The sequence below is a fragment of the Acinetobacter sp. 2JN-4 genome, assembly GCF_003687745.1.
In the GTDB taxonomy this organism is placed as follows: Bacteria; Pseudomonadota; Gammaproteobacteria; order Pseudomonadales; family Moraxellaceae; genus Acinetobacter; species Acinetobacter halotolerans.
Genome location: NZ_RDNY01000005.1, coordinates 189,908 through 206,909, shown reverse-complemented (window position 1 = coordinate 206,909; position 17,002 = coordinate 189,908). Strand labels below are relative to the sequence as shown.

General features: G+C 39.1%; 16 protein-coding genes. 10 read left to right on the top strand and 6 right to left on the bottom strand.

All coding sequences use genetic code 11. The features are described 5' to 3' along the window. Positions 1 to 125 precede the first annotated feature (125 nt). Both EAH57_RS09600 and EAH57_RS09595 read left to right on the top strand, forming a co-directional pair. Complete coding sequence (locus tag EAH57_RS09600; RefSeq protein ID WP_121929862.1) at positions 126 to 491, top strand: DNA transfer protein p32; 366 nt, start codon at positions 126 to 128, stop codon at positions 489 to 491. A 386-nt stretch (positions 492 to 877) separates the two neighbouring features. Further along, positions 878 to 1,234, top strand: a complete 357-nt coding sequence (locus tag EAH57_RS09595) for a YMGG-like glycine zipper-containing protein (RefSeq protein ID WP_004668277.1) — start codon at positions 878 to 880, stop codon at positions 1,232 to 1,234. An 87-nt stretch (positions 1,235 to 1,321) separates the two neighbouring features. Here EAH57_RS09595 and EAH57_RS09590 read toward each other — a convergent pair whose 3' ends face one another. Further along, positions 1,322 to 1,810 (bottom strand): DUF4442 domain-containing protein, encoded by a 489-nt coding sequence (locus EAH57_RS09590; protein WP_121929861.1) that lies wholly within the window; start codon positions 1,808 to 1,810, stop codon positions 1,322 to 1,324. A 115-nt stretch (positions 1,811 to 1,925) separates the two neighbouring features. Between EAH57_RS09590 and EAH57_RS09585 the strand changes: the two genes are divergently transcribed. The 4 genes from EAH57_RS09585 (at position 1,926) to htpG (ending at position 7,426) form a co-directional block, all read left to right on the top strand. Beyond that, positions 1,926 to 2,798, top strand: a complete 873-nt coding sequence (locus EAH57_RS09585) for an alpha/beta fold hydrolase (RefSeq protein WP_121929860.1) — start codon at positions 1,926 to 1,928, stop codon at positions 2,796 to 2,798. Positions 2,799 to 2,874: 76 nt separating this feature from the next. Continuing rightward, the gene (locus tag EAH57_RS09580) at positions 2,875 to 4,239 is read left to right on the top strand and encodes a Na+/H+ antiporter family protein (protein WP_121929859.1); all 1,365 of its coding nucleotides are present in this window, start codon (positions 2,875 to 2,877) and stop codon (positions 4,237 to 4,239) included. A gap of 490 nt (positions 4,240 to 4,729) precedes the next feature. Next, the gene (locus EAH57_RS09575) at positions 4,730 to 5,332 is read left to right on the top strand and encodes an OmpW/AlkL family protein (RefSeq protein WP_121929858.1); all 603 of its coding nucleotides are present in this window, start codon (positions 4,730 to 4,732) and stop codon (positions 5,330 to 5,332) included. Positions 5,333 to 5,506: 174 nt separating this feature from the next. Then, positions 5,507 to 7,426, top strand: coding sequence for a molecular chaperone HtpG (gene htpG, locus EAH57_RS09570; RefSeq protein WP_121929857.1), 1,920 nt, complete (start codon positions 5,507 to 5,509; stop codon positions 7,424 to 7,426). A gap of 135 nt (positions 7,427 to 7,561) precedes the next feature. Here the strand turns inward: htpG and EAH57_RS09565 are convergent, their stop codons facing one another. The 3 genes from EAH57_RS09565 to EAH57_RS09555 form a co-directional block, all read right to left on the bottom strand. Beyond that, on the bottom strand, positions 7,562 to 8,692 hold the full coding sequence (locus EAH57_RS09565; RefSeq protein WP_121929856.1) for a hypothetical protein: 1,131 nt from the start codon (positions 8,690 to 8,692) through the stop codon (positions 7,562 to 7,564). Positions 8,693 to 8,902: 210 nt separating this feature from the next. Further along, positions 8,903 to 10,327: a hypothetical protein gene (locus EAH57_RS09560; RefSeq protein ID WP_121929855.1), complete on the bottom strand. Its 1,425-nt coding sequence runs from the start codon at positions 10,325 to 10,327 to the stop codon at positions 8,903 to 8,905. Between the two features lie 563 nt (positions 10,328 to 10,890). Then, the gene (locus EAH57_RS09555) at positions 10,891 to 11,586 is read right to left on the bottom strand and encodes a DsbA family oxidoreductase (protein WP_121929854.1); all 696 of its coding nucleotides are present in this window, start codon (positions 11,584 to 11,586) and stop codon (positions 10,891 to 10,893) included. Positions 11,587 to 11,761: 175 nt separating this feature from the next. Between EAH57_RS09555 and EAH57_RS09550 the strand changes: the two genes are divergently transcribed. Together EAH57_RS09550 and EAH57_RS09545 are read left to right on the top strand one after the other, a co-directional pair. Continuing rightward, a complete protein-coding gene (locus EAH57_RS09550; protein ID WP_121929853.1) occupies positions 11,762 to 12,511 on the top strand; it encodes a hypothetical protein in 750 nt (249 codons plus the stop codon). A 146-nt stretch (positions 12,512 to 12,657) separates the two neighbouring features. Further along, positions 12,658 to 14,463 carry an ABC transporter ATP-binding protein gene (locus EAH57_RS09545; RefSeq protein ID WP_121929852.1) on the top strand — a complete coding sequence of 602 codons (1,806 nt, stop codon included), beginning with the start codon at positions 12,658 to 12,660 and terminating at the stop codon, positions 14,461 to 14,463. An 83-nt stretch (positions 14,464 to 14,546) separates the two neighbouring features. Here EAH57_RS09545 and EAH57_RS09540 read toward each other — a convergent pair whose 3' ends face one another. Next, positions 14,547 to 15,242: a hypothetical protein gene (locus EAH57_RS09540; protein ID WP_121929851.1), complete on the bottom strand. Its 696-nt coding sequence runs from the start codon at positions 15,240 to 15,242 to the stop codon at positions 14,547 to 14,549. A 10-nt stretch (positions 15,243 to 15,252) separates the two neighbouring features. After that, positions 15,253 to 15,615 carry a MerR family transcriptional regulator gene (locus EAH57_RS09535; RefSeq protein WP_121929850.1) on the bottom strand — a complete coding sequence of 121 codons (363 nt, stop codon included), beginning with the start codon at positions 15,613 to 15,615 and terminating at the stop codon, positions 15,253 to 15,255. Between the two features lie 74 nt (positions 15,616 to 15,689). Between EAH57_RS09535 and EAH57_RS09530 the strand changes: the two genes are divergently transcribed. After that, positions 15,690 to 16,328 (top strand): RBBP9/YdeN family alpha/beta hydrolase, encoded by a 639-nt coding sequence (locus EAH57_RS09530; protein WP_121929849.1) that lies wholly within the window; start codon positions 15,690 to 15,692, stop codon positions 16,326 to 16,328. 173 nt (positions 16,329 to 16,501) lie between these two features. After that, positions 16,502 to 16,993 (top strand): hypothetical protein, encoded by a 492-nt coding sequence (locus EAH57_RS09525; protein ID WP_121929848.1) that lies wholly within the window; start codon positions 16,502 to 16,504, stop codon positions 16,991 to 16,993. Positions 16,994 to 17,002: the final 9 nt, after the last annotated feature.

Sequence of the window (17,002 nt, the reverse complement as noted above, 5' to 3'; positions counted from 1 at the left end):
ATGAAGGAAATACGAGTAAAGCCTTACAAAAACACCTTAGAGCGTTAATGTTTCATTACCTGATCTGAATAGATACTTCATGAAATATGACTATCTTATTGCATAGAAAGAGAGGAGTAGTTCCAATGAAAAAAATGATGATACTCATGGGTGCGGTATTGATGTCATCGACAATCTTGGCAGGTTGTCAGCACGCAAGCCCAGAAAGTAAACGTATCGGTGCTGCAGCAATTGGCGGTGGTGCAGGTGGTGCTGTAGGTAAAAATCTTGGTGGTAATTTAGGTGCAGGGCTTGGCGCCGCGGTTGGCGCCGGTGTTGCAGCAAATACAAAAGGTGCAAATAGTAAAAATACAAGAAATAGTGCGATTGGTGCAGGTGTAGGTGCATGGCTTGGCGGCGCAGTACTTGGTGGCAGTGCTGGTGCAGCAACAGGTGGAGCGCTTGGTGGTAGTGCTGGAGCTGCGTATGGCGAAAAAAAGGGTAAGTACTAAAAATACGCTGAGTGTTTATTAGAAGTTTGAAGAAGCTCTTATTTTGATAAGGGCTTTTTTAATTAGGTGGCATTGCAATAGCAAGCTTTCCAGATTGTATTATTGGATCATTAGTGGATGGGAGGTTATACGCTTTGGACAACTGCCATGTCCTGATATGGATATGTTTAGAAGTTTTTTAACAGCTTTTAGAATATTAAACTTATGCTCGATTTGGCTCTTGATTGGTTCAGGTCTATGCAGTTCTAACGAGATGGGTGTCTGAATAGGGAAAGGTGCTTTACAAAATATCAATCGATTAGGACAGTGTGATAACACAATATGATCAAAATACTCATAAAAGAAGACTATGCTTTTTATAAGAACAGAAAGGAGTGAATACGGTTATGAAAAAAACAATTGCTTTAGTTTCTGCAGCTATGTTGTCTACGGTTATGTTTACAGGCTGTCAAAATATGAGTGCATCTGATCAACGTATTGGTGCGGCTGCATTAGGTGGTGCTGTAGGCGGTGGTGTAGGTAATCATGTTGGTGGCGGTCTAGGTGCTGGTGTCGGTGCGGCAGCGGGTGCTGGTGTTGGTGCGAATACCCAAGGTGGTAGTAGCAAGACCACGACCAGTAGTGCCGTTGGTGCAGGTATCGGCTCGGTTGTCGGTAAAGCGATCTTCGGCGGCGACTCAGGTGCTGCGATTGGTGGCGCGATCGGTGGTGGTGCTGGTGCAGCAATCCAAGAAAAGAAATAGTTCTTGGGGCTTTCAACAGCCTTAAATGTTATGAATAAGAATGTCTGCAAGCGATAAAGTGCAGGCATTTTTTATTTTTAAGCGCTTTTATTTTGATGTGGCTTTCGGCTTTTTACGGCGGATGTATAAAACTTTTTCAACTTCCGCAATGCGTGTACCAGCATCATCGATGATATTTAAGGTGTAGTGACGTAACACGGGTTCATGATTTTCAGCCAATTGCTTAATTTCTGCAATTTCAACGGCACTCAGTTTAATATCAGCATAAACAGTATTGCGGCCGGGCGATATGAAATTAATGGTGGCGCTTTTATCCCAGACGATATATTTATGCCCTAGATGGTGCATCAGGATTAGCATATAAAACGGATCAACCATCGAATATAAACTACCACCAAAATGCGTACCCACAATATTACGATTTTTTCTAGTAAGCGGCATTTTGACTCGAATGTGGTAATTATCCAAATCCATGGTCTCAATCGCAATTCCTGCACCACGATACGGGGAGTAGTGGTTGATCATAAATTTTGCAACCACAGGAATGGTTCGAATTTTTTTGAAAAAGCTTTTCATGGTCAATTTTTTTTCTTACAACTCAATTCATACTGCATAAGTATCATTTTTATAGTATCGCTGGCAATGGCTGATTGAACGACCAAGCCGTCTGAAAACAAAATGGGAAACAATTATGCAAGTACAAGTAGAAACTGTAACCACCTCTGATCAGCAAACGCTGTGTGTAAAAACATGGGGTGATGAGAAAAAGCCAGCATTGGTGTTAGTACATGGCTATCCTGACAACCAAGAAGTATGGGAACCGATTATTGAAAAACTGGTGAATGACTATTTTGTTGTTACCTATGATGTACGTGGTGCAGGCTTATCTTCGATTCCAAAGCGCATTAAAGACTATCGTTTACCGCGTTTATCATTAGATTTACAAGAAGTCGTTGATCAGGTATTACCGAATCGTAATTTTCATATGGCAGCGCATGATTGGGGTTCTTTACAATCATGGGAGTCAGCGACTGAACCAAAATTAAAAGGTCGTTTATTGTCTTATACGACGATCTCAGGGCCTTGCTTAGATCATGCATCTTTGTATTTGCGTGAAAAGTTTAAATCAGCACCGAGCCATGTGTTAAAAATGTTGACTAAATCTTGGTACATTGGCGCATTCCATTTACCTCTACTTGCACCAACGGTATGGACTTTGTTTAGTCCTGAGAAGTGGGGCAAGGTGTTAAGCGGCCTAGAGAAAAAACAAGATTTACCTTTGAATGCAAATATTGTGGCAGACGGCAAATATGGGATTAATCTATACCGCGCTAATTTTATTCCATCTTTAACTCAACCGCGCCAACGCTATGCTCAATGCCCTGTACAGGCAATTGTCTTAAAAAGAGATGCTTTTGTTAGCCCTGAATATATTACGGAATCTATGCCGAAATGGGTTGAGAACTTTGAGTATGTTGAGTTGGATGCGAACCATTGGGCGGTGTTGAGCCAACCCGAAAAAATTGCGAATTATATTCGTCAATTTATCGTGAAAAATGCATAAATAAAAATCACGTGATGGCAATCGCAGAATTTAAACTCTGCTAAAATGGCGACCTCGTTTCATTTAGTTCAAAGTTATGTTTGCAATTCTTGCTGCGGTTGCCGTCATGTTCGGTCTTTCCTTGGGCCGAGTTCCTGTTGTTTTTGCTTTAGTGATTGGTGCTTTGACAGGCGGTTTACTGGCTGGTTTGGGGTTACAAGGAACATTAGATGCATTTAATAATGGTCTAGGTGGCGGAGCGAAAATCGCACTTGCCTATGGGGTGCTAGGTGCATTTGCCTTGGCCTTGGCGCGTTCTGGGTTGCCTGATTTATTGGCCTATAAACTCGTTAAAATTCTTAAAAATGATAGCGACATTCGTGCTCAAAAACAGGTGAAATTTCTCATTTTTATCACCGTTGGCTTAGCTGCGATTGCCTCACAAAATGTTATTCCAGTTCATATTGCATTTATTCCTGTTTTAATTCCCCCTTTATTGAGTGTGTTCAATCATTTACGCTTAGACCGTAGAGCAATTGCGAGTGTGTTGACCTTCGGTTTGGTTGCAACCTATATGTTCCTGCCAATGGGATTTGGGGCAATTTTCTTAAATGATATCCTTGCACATAACATCAATCATTTTGGTCAAGGCTACGGCTTGCAGATCAGTAATGATCAGATTCCCCGTGCGATGATGATTCCTGTTGGGGGAATGTTTTTAGGTCTACTGGTTGCTGTATTTATTAGTTACCGTAAGCCGCGTGTTTATGAAGATAAACCCTTACATAACGTGACACGTAGTATTGTCGGAGAGATGGCGCAACAGCAACAGGCTCCTCAAATTGCCACTTTTACCTTATGGATGGCGGCCTTTGCGATTATTGCAACTATTGCGGTGCAGCTTTATTCAGATTCGATGATAGTTGCTGGCTTGGTGGGTGTAGCCATATTAAGTTGTGCGGGTATCTTTAAGTGGAAAGAGGCTGATGATGTCATCGTCAGTGGGATGCGAATGATGGCATTGGTTGGATTCACCATGATTGCTGCGCAAGGTTTTGCTGCTGTCATTGAGGCGACCAATCAAGTTCCTGATCTAGTCAAAGCAACTGCTGGTTGGATTGGTGATAGTAAAGCTCTCGCTGCTTTGGTCATGCTTTTGGTCGGGTTATTGATTACTTTAGGGATCGGTTCTTCATTTTCAACGGTGCCGATTCTTGCAATTATTTATGTTCCATTATGTTTGCAATTTGGCTTTAGCCCAATGGCAACGATTGCACTGATTGGTACAGCTGCGGCATTAGGAGATGCGGGTTCTCCTGCATCGGACTCAACTTTGGGTCCAACATCGGGTTTGAATTTAGATGGGCAGCATGACCATATGCGGGATACGGTTGTACCGACCTTCATACATTTTAATATTCCATTGATTGTCTTTGGCTGGATCGCCGCGATGGTTCTTTAATACAAAAATGGCTCTATTTAGGGCCATTTTTAATATTAAGAAATAATAAAAAGATGAACGAAGCTTAAAATAATGTTTTTGTTTTCTAATGAATTGTTTTTATTATGGTGTGATGATTGATTATAAAATTTGGTTTTAATTTAATTATCTGGTTATAAAGTGACATTTTTTGTCTTTTATGTGATTTTACTTGTGTTTTTATCAATGCTTCATTCTTAAATAAAACTACATTATTTGGTTTTTAAATCGCTTGGTGGATTTGATTTTTTGCTGTACGAATCTATACAAAAATACTTGGTTTTCATATGTTTAAACCGAGTGATTAAGTTGGATATGATTTTTGTTACATATATTTACAAATATATATTGTTGTTAATCAGTTGTTTAAAAATATAATCAAATTGGTCGGAATTAATACATATTGCATAAAATAAAAACCCATGATTATTATAAATAGCACGGTTAGAATTTTATTAAAGAGGTCATTTAAATGTTTAAAAAATTATTAATTGTTACTTTATTGGGGATGTCTTCAACTGTTTTTGCGGGTGGTTTTCAAGTTAAAGTCGGGGCAAGTGTTATTGCACCAACGGATGAAACAACAGTTGCGGGCGTGGGTACGTTAAAAGCGGATTATGAGTTTGCATTTACACCGTCTGTTGAGTATTTCTTTGGAGATACGCCTTTTTCTGCTGAATTATTGCTTGCAACACCGATATCACATGATGTTTCTTTAGACGGAACGAAAGTGGTCAAGCTTAAACATTTACCGCCAACGATTACGGCGAAATATAACTTTAAAAACTCAACTGCTTTTACGCCTTATATTGGTGTAGGCGGTACTGCTTTTCTTGCTTGGGATGAAAAAGCAGTAGGTCCGTTATCAGGCGAAAAAATCAAAGTGAAAGAGGATTTTGGTTTTGCGGGTCAGTTAGGTTTTACTTTTCAGCCTGCTGATGCAAAGAATTGGGGAGTCTTCTTCGATGCCCGTTATGCTCAATTAAAACCAGAAGTAAAACTTAATGGCACAAAGTTGACAGATTTGGATATCAACCCGATGGTGTATACCCTTGGCTATAGTTATAAATTCTAAGTTGATCCCTCAAACAAGTCTTACCGAAAGGTTGGACTTGTTTGATTTTTGAGATTGATCGTATTGAAATGAATGAACAGATAAAAAATTAAAATTGAGGTATTGAAAAATCGAAGATATGCACCATTCATAAATCAATCCAATTTAATACGCCTCACAGATAAGGAGTGATTTATGAGTGAACAAGCATCACAAAATTATAGTTTCCAAGCTGAAGTTGCTCAGTTATTGCATTTAGTGACGCATTCTCTCTATTCCAACCCTGAGATTTTCCTACGCGAATTGATTTCAAATGCTTCTGATGCATGTGATAAGTTGCGTTTTGAGGGAATCAATCATCCTGAATATTATGAAAATGATCCGAACTTACATGTTCGTGTGACTTTAGATAAAGACCATAAAACGCTGACCATTTCTGATAATGGGATTGGTTTAAGTCAACAAGAAGCGATTGATAATTTGGGAACGATTGCGAAATCGGGAACCAAAGATTTTATGTCTAAGCTGACTGGCGATCAAAAATCTGATGCGCAGTTGATTGGACAGTTTGGTGTGGGTTTTTATTCAGGTTTTATTGTTGCTGATAAAATTACGGTTGAATCTCGTCGAGCAGGTTCAGAGGCTGCTGATGGGGTACGTTGGATTAGTGGTGGTACAGGTGAGTTTGAAGTTCAAAGCATCGATAAAGCGACACGCGGTACCGATATTATCCTGCACCTACGTGATGATGCGCTTGAGTATTTAGAGTCGTGGAAAGTTAAGCAAATCATCAATAAGTATTCTGACCATATTAGCTTGCCAATTGAGATGCAAAAAGAAGTCTGGCAGGAAGAAGAAGCTGCCGAGGGTGAAGAGCCGAAAGGCGGTCAAATGGTCAAGACCGATGAGTGGGAGGCCATTAACTCTGCCAGTGCGCTATGGACGCGTAGTAAGAGTGAGATCAGTGATGAGCAATACATCGAGTTCTATAAGAACCTCAGCCATGATTTTGCTGAACCGTTGGCGTGGGCACATAACCGTGTGGAAGGCAGTACTGAATATACCCAGTTGCTTTATATCCCAAGTCAAGCCAAACAAGATTTATTTACTCGTGAAGCCAAAGCTGGCATCAAGCTTTACGTTAAACGTGTCTTCATCATGGATGAAGCGGATAATCTGATTCCAAACTATTTACGTTTTGTACAAGGCGTGGTGGATAGTGCTGATTTACCACTCAACGTCAGCCGTGAATTATTGCAAGAAAGCCGTGATGTTAAAACCATTCGTGAAGGCAATGCGCGCCGTGTGCTGACTTTGATCGATGGTTTAGCGAAATCGGAAGATGAGAAAGACCAAGAGAAGTTCAAAACGTTCTATGCTGAATTCGGTTCAGTTCTGAAAGAAGGCTTGGGTGAAGATACTGGAAATCGTGATCGTATCTTGAAGTTATTACGTTATGCGACTTCAAATAATGACGAGATATCAACATCTTTGGCTGATTATAAAGCACGTATGCAAGAGGGACAGAAAGCCATCTATTACGTGACGGCTGATAGCTTAATGGCAGCGAAAAACTCGCCGCAACTTGAATTGTTCAAGAAAAAGGGCATTGAGGTTTTGCTCATGGCAGACCGTGTTGATGAATGGGCGATGAACTTTGTATTTGAGTTTGATGGTACGCCATTACAGAACGTTTCTAAAGGTGCGGTAGACTTGGGTGATCTACAAGATGCTGATGAGAAAAAAGCACTTGAACAAGCAGCTGAACAATTCAAACCAGTTGTGGATCGTTTAACGACATCGTTAAAAGACAAAACCAAAGAAGTTCGTGTCACGACACGTTTGGTCGATTCTCCAGCATGTTTGGTGACCAGTGAAGGTGAGCTTTCTCCACAACTTATTCGCATGCTTAAACAAGCGGGTCAGGCTGTTCCTGAGATTAAACCAACATTGGAAATTAACCCTGAGCATCCTTTAGTGAAGAAATTAGAGAGCTCAGCGCAGTTTGATGATCTTGCCAATGTGATTTTTGATCAGGCTGTGATTGCAGAAGGTGGTTTACCTGAAGATCCTGCGGCGTATGTAAAACGCATTAATAGCTTGTTATTGAAATAAACGCTTTTCTAAAAAAACTCTGCTTTGAACTGCACCCCGAAAGTTGGACATTTATAGTCTAATTTGGAGGGTGCTTTTTAATGTTTATGGATAACATTAAAGTTATCCACAGTTGTGCTGATAATTCCATCAAAACTAAAATAAGGTCTCAAGACGAACAAAGGTACTGACATAGTGGTCTCTGTCTTCACGATGATCATTAAAATAATTGAGATCACCTTGCACATAAAACCATTCACGCCACAGTGGTTGTCGCCATGAGACAAAAGGTCCCCAGCTATTCAAACGCAAGTCATTGTCGTTGTAATAACCACCCGTATAAATGCCATAATTAAAACGATTGTGCGCAAAAAACTGATGTTCACGGAAGGTTCGATTATCCCAGCGTAAATCATCATCCTGTTTATCAGCATAGGTCAGGCTGAGCTGATTGGATAAAAATGCATGATTGGGACGAGCATGGATAAGTTCTAAATTAGTGCGAAGATAATTTTCACTTTGGCTGCCATAACGATAAATCTGTTCAGCATTGAACCTAAAGTCGTTATTTAATTCCCATTTCTTTTTCGCCCTTAAACGAAGATAAACATCGCTGCCTGAACGTAAACCAATATCGGCATCCGTTTCAAAAGGCAATTTCTTGGAGAGATCTGAGAAGCGTAGAGCAACAGAACCATTGTTATCACGCGTTTGTTTAGAATCGAATCTTTTATCAGGATCTTGGTTTGGCTGCTGATTGGTACTGGAAATATGATTATCAAACTCATCGTCGAGTGAATCATCACCAAACACCAAGCTGAGCCGTTTTTCCAGTGTCGGCAGTTTAATTTTACCGCGTATACGTGGTTTTACTTCATAGTTATCATATTCATTCCAATAATTGTCGAGCATCAACCGAATGGTTGCAGAAGCAGGCTTTTCTGGGTCGACCTCACCAAACCAATTATCAATTTTAACTGAGGTGCGATCGGCCCATTCTCGGACGTCACGTTGCTTACGATCAACCCAGGTTCGTTCCTCTGTTTCTGAAACTGGAGGCACAACAGGTTGACTGGATTGTTCAGGAAGAATGGTTGGTGTTGCATCGACCCACTTGGGAATATAGTTCAAAACGCTTTCAGTATTTTTACCATTCGATGTTTGCGTATTGTTGCTTGGCTGCTGTGGCGTTGCTTCAGCGGCATTTGCCATACTCATGAATCCGCATGACAGGGCGAATACCGTATAAAAGAGATGAGATGATACCGTTCTTTGGGAAATTATCATGGTGCAAGCTTATGTATTGTTCTTGTTTTTAACTCTTGATGATTCAACCCATAAAATCAAGTCATAATCACAAAAAACTGCAATTTAATCGTATAAAAGGCGAGTGAACAGAATGACTTAGTACACTCAAAATCCATCACCTAAAATGCGAAGAAAACCTCACAAGGCCGATGATGGGGATGAGGTTTTTGGCTTTGCATACGCTCAATACTAGGTTGATTCTGATAGCGCACTACTTTCCAGTGCTTGATATAAGTCATGTACTGAAATCGGTTGAGGTAAGCGGCTAATGGCTTGGCGGATCAACTGCCATGTATAACCATCGGCACGGTCCAATAACAGATAAGGATAAGCCTGATCTTCATTGGATAGCTTAATCCGTTCAGCACCATGGATCACGCGAATTTTATGACGCTCTCTTAATAAAATCACAGGGGTCAAAAAAGTTGCCGAAGTTTCTTCAAATGGAATGAATTTTTGCGTATTCACAAATGAAGCTGGGATATATGGATAAACACGTTGATCACGTTGCCAGATCAATGTTCCATTCATGATGCATTCATTAAACAAACTTTCATGTTGATGATAATGTTGCTTAAAATTAATCCAGTGGGTTTGATGAATCGAGCTGGTTTGAGTATGCAGTGGGTTTGTATAGGACTGTAGGACTGAAATGGCATACTCGATGCTGTGCGTACCAATCAGCACCACATAATGTGAAAATTGACCTTGTGCATAGAGTTGTTCTGCAATGAAAATCTGTGCGGATTCCCATACAGGCTGAACGTCATTTTCAGCTTTTAAATATAACCAATCAATTTTGATGTTTTGATCAATCTCATTGTGTAAGTCAACACGATATAACGAGGGGAAGGTGCGCGCATTAATACGCTCTAAGCGGCAGACCAATCCATCTAAATTAAAATCATTCAGTGCAACGGGTTTCGCTTTATTTAGATTGCTAGACGTCGCTGTGGTCTGTTTAACGTTCGCTTTCACCGCTGTTGTTTTTGGGGCTGAGACAGGTTGAATCTTCTCTTGGATAATCGCGTCGAGTTGTGACTGAAACTGAGCCGTTTCTTCTTTTATTAAGGATAAGGGATCGGTATGAATGCTTTGATTTGAGCTTGATGATGAGGTTGAGTTTTGGCTAATTGGCTCTAAAACTGGAATTAAATGTTGTAGTTCATGGTCTGTTTTAACATATTCACTGGCATGGTTTTTTAGCCATTGTAATGCGTCCTGAGATGAATTCATCCAAGGGCTTTTAAGAAATGATAAAGCAGGGCGAATGACCCAGACTTGCCAATGTTGGGCTTGACGCAATGCAGCCCATCCCATATCCGCAGAGGCAAATAAAGCATTCTCTACGCGCCCCATAAAATTATAAGTACCACGATAGGTCATGGCATAACCGTGATTGCTCAATTCGTCCGTTGAGAACTCTTCATTTTGAATATAGGCCTTAAAAGGCGTGATTTGATCCTGAAAAGTAGGATCATCACAAGATGCACAAATATCTTTAATTCGTTGTTTTGATTTGGCAATTTCAAATAGTGAGGTTTTATCATCATTGAGCCCTTCAATGAGATGCTGGAGCTCATCCACCAATAGTGCTTTCTCTAATACGTCCATTTATTGTTTCCTTAGAGATAGGCTTGAGCCTGTTTTAGATAAAAAATTAAGTCGTCGTATTTCTAACAATTTGTTGTTGTCGCTTGCAGTGGTGAGCTTCTATTTTTTGCTCATCCTATAAGCGATTCGAGATAGATGTCTGTTGCATAAATTTAACGATCTATTCGGGCTGTAATGTTTGCATTTTCATCACAAAAGATTGTCACATTATGACAATTATAGAAGAAAACAATGCAAAATCTATAGCACTTGAGTTAGCAAACAATCTCATTTGATAGGGTTAAATCGAGATGTTGTTCATGCTTTGTGAGCAAAAATAGAAACATTTTAAAAGAACAAATCGGATAAATAGATCATAAAATAGAAAGGTATCTATAAATCTATACATGAGTTGTGATCAGCTGCACAAATCAATGGCTAAAAAGCATGCAAAAAGATCACTTTCAGTGAAGATGGGTTAATTATCTAAGATAAAATATTGAAATAAATAGAAAATAGACAAATTTATACGGAACAAGACAAGCTTCAATCTTGGATTTGAAGCTTGTCCCTAAGTCGTGTTATTACGGTTTTATTTCACATTGATCATCATGACACTGTGCTGCATCAGTGGGTACTATTTCTTGCTCAGATGTTGATTGAGCTTTTTGTAGTGCTTGTAAGAAAATCTCACGAGGCTGGGCGCCAGGAAGAGCTAGCTTTTGATCAAAAACAAAAAAAGGAACGCCTGTCACCTTCAATTGTTCATGTGCAATTTTTTCATCGTGCCGAACAAAATCAGCCAACTCATCAGAGTCCAAGACATATTCGACTTCAGCATTGTCTAAGCCAATCCGTGAAGCAATTTCTTCGACCACTTCACGTTCACCAATGGCTAAACCTTCGGTCATATAGGCATGAAAAAAAGCCTCTTTTGCTTCATTGCCCATGCCTTTGCTTTGCGCGAGATGGATAATACGATGTGCATTAAAACTATTGCCTGAATTGGCTTTTTGCCATTGGAAGTCGATGCCTTCCTCAGCAGCCATGGCCGCAATATTGCGTTCCATTTCTTCCATCTCAGCATAGCTTCGACCATATTTTTTGGCTAAACGCTCTGTATTGGATGTGTCATGTTTTGCTGGCGCATCTGGATCGAGTTCAAAACTATGCCAGTGAATATCAAGTTTGATTCCAGCTTCTGCTGCAACATGCTCAAGACGTTTTTTACCGATATAACAAAAAGGGCAGACCACATCTGACCAAATATCTACACGCATGGCGTATCTCTTCAATTTCAGTTAAAGAGATAATAGGGATGAAGTGCTTGAATTTAAAGTGAGTAATATGTAATGCTCCGTTACGTGAAGTGAAATAAAAATCATATTAATGCATACGTTTTAATGATTACACTAAAGTTAGGACATAAAAAATATAATTAAGCTTGGAGGCATTATGCGCCGTTTTCTATTATTTGTTGCTGTAATCGCGATTTGTATTGGTTCATTTTTTCTATATCAACATAAGCTACAACAGCGTGCTGAGAACAATAAGCAAATGTTTGATGTGGTCATGGCCGAGAAGATGCGTGAGCTGTATGACCAAGCACAAGATTGGTCAACCCCAGTTCAACTCGATGTAAGGGATGATCGCTTATCTGGTGATTATAAATTAATGTCGGAATTCTTATTAACCTATTGGATGCAAAATGTTGAAGCGAGAAACGATTATCTACGAGAACTAAAAGCTGGGAATTGGGATACCTTTTTAAATGTAGAGCGATTGGATCGTGATCGTAAACAGGACTATAAAGAAACGCAGCAGATGCTTAGCGATGTGCGTAAAATCTCGACCGAATATGAGCAAACACGTCAAAAAATTCAATTAGACGCGCTTGAACAAGCCAAGAATTTGTCTATTCAACGTGATATGCGTGATTTGCTGCAAGCAAAACTAGAAAGCAACCTGAATGCAGATCAAAGCCAAGATATTTTTGCAATTGAACAACAGATCGTAGAAAAGGCACAAGTTATGTTTGATCTGTTAAAAACGCATCAATGGCAAAGAAAAAATAACACCATTCTGTTTTATGAGAATGCACCCGTGAAAAAATTTAATACGCTTTATCAAGATGTCCTTAAGCTCAATAGTCAGATGGAAAAAATTAAAAACAATAACGTCGAAGTATTGGAGGAGGAGCTATAGTTATTTTCTGCTTCCATAGCTAGAAAATAGCGCATCTAGATCATCATCTGCCATGTTTAAGCTGGAGAATCACATCGAAGTCATTGAGTTCATGGCTGTAAGTTAAAACCTGTCGTCGTAAGCATTTTGGGAAAAATCGTAAAAATATGAATCTATGGCAGCTTTTTAATAGAGTTAAGCCCTTTGTTGCACCGTATAAATTACTGGTGATTGTGACATTGGTTCTGACATTAATCGGTGCACTGACGGCTCAGGTTAATGCCTTAACGCTTCAATATGCTGTCGACCAGATCAATCGTTTAGTTGAAGCAGGCGGCGGCTTGGCGGAAGGCTTACATATTTTGATAACGATTAGTGTGATTTTGCTGAGTAAGGAAATCTTCAGTACCTTGATTCAGTTTGGTCAGAAGTTATTTGGTGAACGTCTCAGAATTATGGTTTCCCAAGATGTCGCACAGGCGATTATTGAGAAGTTTCTCACCTATCGTCTGGCATTTTTTACGCAAGATGATAATCAGGCAGGCAAATTACAAACAAGGATTGATCGAGGAATTGGCTCAATTACCCGTTTGATTCAAATTTTCTTTATCGATATTTTACCGCTGTTTAGTAGTGCCATTTTGGCATTGGCTTTAATGTTCTACGCCAACTTTTGGATTGGATTGGTTGCGCTTTGTATCGTACCGATTTACTTTTGGCTGACATTTAAGCAAGCAAAAAAATTAGGTGGGGTTAGACGAAGTTTACGTGATGGGCGTGAACGTAAGAGTCAGGGCATTTTGAGTATTATAAATTCCATCACGGTGATCAAATCATTCAATCGGGAAAAAGTTGAAGCTGAAAAACAGCTCATCTTACAAAAGCAACTGACGGATAATCAGATGTATACCCGTCAAATTAGCTTTGTTTTCGATGGTTTGAAAACCTTTACAGAACAAATCGGTATTGTTTTTATTATCATCTTAACGGCTTATTTTGTCTTGGTTGGAGACATGAGTATCGGGATGATCATGTTCCATATTCTGTTATTCAACAATGTATCTGCTCCAATTCGTTCACTCCACCGCATTTATGATGAAGTGAATGATGCCATGATTTATGCAGAAAGTTTTTTCCAGATTCTTCAGGCAGAGAATGAGATTGAGGATTCTGGGCAGCAAAAGCCAGCGCATCTGAGAGGAAAGTTTGAGTTAAAGCAGGTCGATTTTTATTATCCCAATGGTCATCATGCCCTGAAAAATATCAACATGGTTATTCAACCCAATAAAATTACGGCCTTGGTCGGACTATCAGGTGCAGGTAAATCGACCCTGATTAGTTTGCTAGATAAGTTTTACTTACCGCAATCTGGGCAGATTCTCATGGATGGGATTGATCTAAATCAGATGGATACCCAATATTTACGTGATCATATTGGTTTGGTATTACAGAAAAACCATATTTTCCAAGGTACCATCCAAGACAATATTTGCTATGGAAAAATGGATGCAACCGAAGAAGAGATTATCCGAGCAGCAAAAAAAGCCTCTATCCACGAACAAATTTTGAAACTACCAAAAGGCTATCAATCAGATGCCTTACAGTTGTCGGGCGGTCAACAACAACGAATCGCAATCGCTCGGATGTTTCTGAAAAATCCACCGATTATCTTTTTAGATGAACCGACAGCAAGTTTGGATGCTATTGCAACTGAACAAATCAAACATAGTCTAGATGAAATCAAACAGGGGCGAACGGTGATCATTATTTCTCATAGTTTGTCACAGATCATCGATGCGGATTATACCTATGTGATGCAGGATGGTGCGATCGTTGAGCATGGTGAGCATTATCAACTTTATCAGCAGCAAGGTGTTTATAAGGATATTTTTGATGCGATGGCGAAAAGTCTAAATATCGATAAAATCGCCAAAACCTTTGATAATGAAGGTGAAGAAGAGACACATAGTTGATGGAAAAATGATTTTAGGGTCAATAAGAAGACAAGGTCTTTGAGGCAAGTGATTGTTTTGAGTCAAAGACCTTTAACTTAAGCTTAATCAAAAATCTTTTCGGCAGCTTGGAACGGTAAGCTCACCACATCAATTGCTACTGCGAAAGGTAGTAATACTAACTTTTCAAAAGGATTGAGACTTGATCTTGATTTATAGCTTTCTTGTTGATTGGTATAGATTGTAACTTGATAAGGTTTGCTTAATGCTTTTAATGAAGTCAGATTATTTGCGACAGGGTAGACTACACCCGCAAGTTTTATATCAAAACAAAAACGTTGTGCTTGCATACGTGTATCACTTGAAGACGAACATTCTTTTGCACCATTTTCAATAAAAAATTCTAAGTCTTTTTTGCTTAAATCCTCTTTGAGTTTGACATAAGAAATGGGCAATGTTCCTGAAAAATGACCATCATTTTTTTCAGAGAAGAAATTTAGATCACGTGTGATTTGTATATTTTTGGGATCAAGCTTGTTGATGATGGTCACAAACTGAGCGCCGCCTTGGGTCAGGATGTAACTATTCTTTTGACCTGCAATGACGATGCTATCGCGTGGTAAATTGGCTGTTGCTTGCGCCGGTCGCCCAAAAGCGACCACATTGTCTTCAACTAAAGTAACCTTTGCCGTCCGAGTATACGTTTTACTATCTTTGGTGATGAGGGTTTTGGTGGCACAGCCTGAGATAACCATGCTTGATAAAGCAATTGATAATGTCGTTTTTATTATATGATTCATATCTATGGTCCTAAATGGTTGATTCAACTGTACCATGTTCTAAAAATGATTTTAATAGTTCATGTGATCGTTGTAGTTTAGTTAATTGCTCATTTACGTATTTAAGTTCATTTTCTAGTTTTGTCTGCACAACAGGACATAAACTAAATCGATAATAATCCAAATCGAAACAGGGTAATAAAATTTGAATATCTTTCAAATTCATCCCTGCATCATTCAATATTTTAATCTTATAAATATCTTCAATATCTTTTTGACTGTAATCGCGATAATTATTTGTATTTCGTTTGGGATGAACTAGCCCTACGTCCTCATAGTAACGCAACATACGAGGACTAACCTGCGTTAATTTGGCAACTTTTGCAAGATTCATAGAATATCACTTGACCTTAACATCGCTGTCATAGTTTAGCATGGTTATAAGTAGATTTTACTGAGAGTATATTGATGAAAAAATTGGCTTATTCTTTAGGATTGTTTTTCACTTCTTTTTTCGGATATGCTGCGCCTCCACAAGAGACGACGATACATCGTCAGATATTTATTGTGCATGGTTATGGTGCTACAGCACATGATCATTGGTTTGAATCAGTACAGAGGCAGATGCAGGATTCACATACTCAGGTAACCATTTTACAGTTACCCAATCCGATGCAGCCAGATGTTGAGGCTTGGCAGCATGTTTTAGAACAAAATATTAAAATGATTGATGAACAGACGTATTTTGTAACCCATAGTTTAGGCGGTGTGACATTATTAAATTTTTTATCAAAGCGGAATCCTCCCAAGATTGGGGGAGTTATTCTTGTTGCTGGGTTTACTGAAACTTTACCCGTGCTACCCCAACTCGACTCATATATTCTAAAAAGTCAAAATATGCATATAAGTTTGAAGAATTCCCAAAATAAACACCTGTTTATTTCAGAAAATGATGAGTATGTCCCACCTGAATTGAGTATTAATTTCGCAAAACAACTTGAGATACCATTTACTCTTATTTCTAAAGCGGGGCATTTTTTGGCAGAGGATGGTTATACTGACTTTCCTCAGTTGGTTCGGTATTTGAAAGAAATGCTCAGAAAATAGAATGGCCTGATACTCATAATTCATTTGATCTTTTGTTCAATATTTTATTGATATTTACCGTTTATCTGAGCCTTACTGAATCAAGCCCGACTTTGTTGTAGCCTATGAATAGAAGCTTTTATTTAACTCATCATCTTTTCATATGGTGACTGATTTTTGGAGCGAGTCGCATCATGAACTTTCTAAAACGATCAGCGTTTATCGCCGTGTTAGCTGTTATTGGTTTACCAACGGTTCAGGCAGAAGAGGTCGTCACATTGCCAACGATTCGTATTATGGCTGAGTCTGAGTTGCGTGAAGAAGTCGGCTTTATTCCGTTTCAAGAAGATGAAAAAGTACGTGAAGCTCTACAACATCAAATCTATAAAGCTCATAGTGATATGCAGAATGCTGGGGTGAAAGAGGGTGTAACGACGGTCAATTATCAGCAAAAAATGGAAGAACCAGATTCATCGCAACTTTCACCGCTATTAGAGCAACATATTTTAGCTGTTGCTCAGGGTCTACAATCATCTGATCCGACCAGTGGGCTGTTTAAAATGTTAGAACCTTTGAATATTGATCGAAATAATATAATTGGTATTCGTGATGGGTCGATTAAGATCAATATGGATGATATTTTGAAATTGCAGCAACAGATTCAAGATGGTCTAAATAGACGTTAAAGATAAAAA

Coding starts and splice junctions, on each gene's coding strand:
- EAH57_RS09540 (WP_121929851.1), bottom strand. CDS start 15,242: ATGAATCATATAATAAAAACGACATTATCAATTGCTTTATCAAGCATG.
- htpG (WP_121929857.1), top strand. CDS start 5,507: ATGAGTGAACAAGCATCACAAAATTATAGTTTCCAAGCTGAAGTTGCT.
- EAH57_RS09550 (WP_121929853.1), top strand. CDS start 11,762: ATGCGCCGTTTTCTATTATTTGTTGCTGTAATCGCGATTTGTATTGGT.
- EAH57_RS09565 (WP_121929856.1), bottom strand. CDS start 8,692: ATGATAATTTCCCAAAGAACGGTATCATCTCATCTCTTTTATACGGTA.
- EAH57_RS09525 (WP_121929848.1), top strand. CDS start 16,502: ATGAACTTTCTAAAACGATCAGCGTTTATCGCCGTGTTAGCTGTTATT.
- EAH57_RS09530 (WP_121929849.1), top strand. CDS start 15,690: ATGAAAAAATTGGCTTATTCTTTAGGATTGTTTTTCACTTCTTTTTTC.
- EAH57_RS09580 (WP_121929859.1), top strand. CDS start 2,875: ATGTTTGCAATTCTTGCTGCGGTTGCCGTCATGTTCGGTCTTTCCTTG.
- EAH57_RS09555 (WP_121929854.1), bottom strand. CDS start 11,586: ATGCGTGTAGATATTTGGTCAGATGTGGTCTGCCCTTTTTGTTATATC.
- EAH57_RS09545 (WP_121929852.1), top strand. CDS start 12,658: ATGAATCTATGGCAGCTTTTTAATAGAGTTAAGCCCTTTGTTGCACCG.
- EAH57_RS09535 (WP_121929850.1), bottom strand. CDS start 15,615: ATGAATCTTGCAAAAGTTGCCAAATTAACGCAGGTTAGTCCTCGTATG.
- EAH57_RS09585 (WP_121929860.1), top strand. CDS start 1,926: ATGCAAGTACAAGTAGAAACTGTAACCACCTCTGATCAGCAAACGCTG.
- EAH57_RS09590 (WP_121929861.1), bottom strand. CDS start 1,810: ATGAAAAGCTTTTTCAAAAAAATTCGAACCATTCCTGTGGTTGCAAAA.
- EAH57_RS09560 (WP_121929855.1), bottom strand. CDS start 10,327: ATGGACGTATTAGAGAAAGCACTATTGGTGGATGAGCTCCAGCATCTC.
- EAH57_RS09600 (WP_121929862.1), top strand. CDS start 126: ATGAAAAAAATGATGATACTCATGGGTGCGGTATTGATGTCATCGACA.
- EAH57_RS09575 (WP_121929858.1), top strand. CDS start 4,730: ATGTTTAAAAAATTATTAATTGTTACTTTATTGGGGATGTCTTCAACT.
- EAH57_RS09595 (WP_004668277.1), top strand. CDS start 878: ATGAAAAAAACAATTGCTTTAGTTTCTGCAGCTATGTTGTCTACGGTT.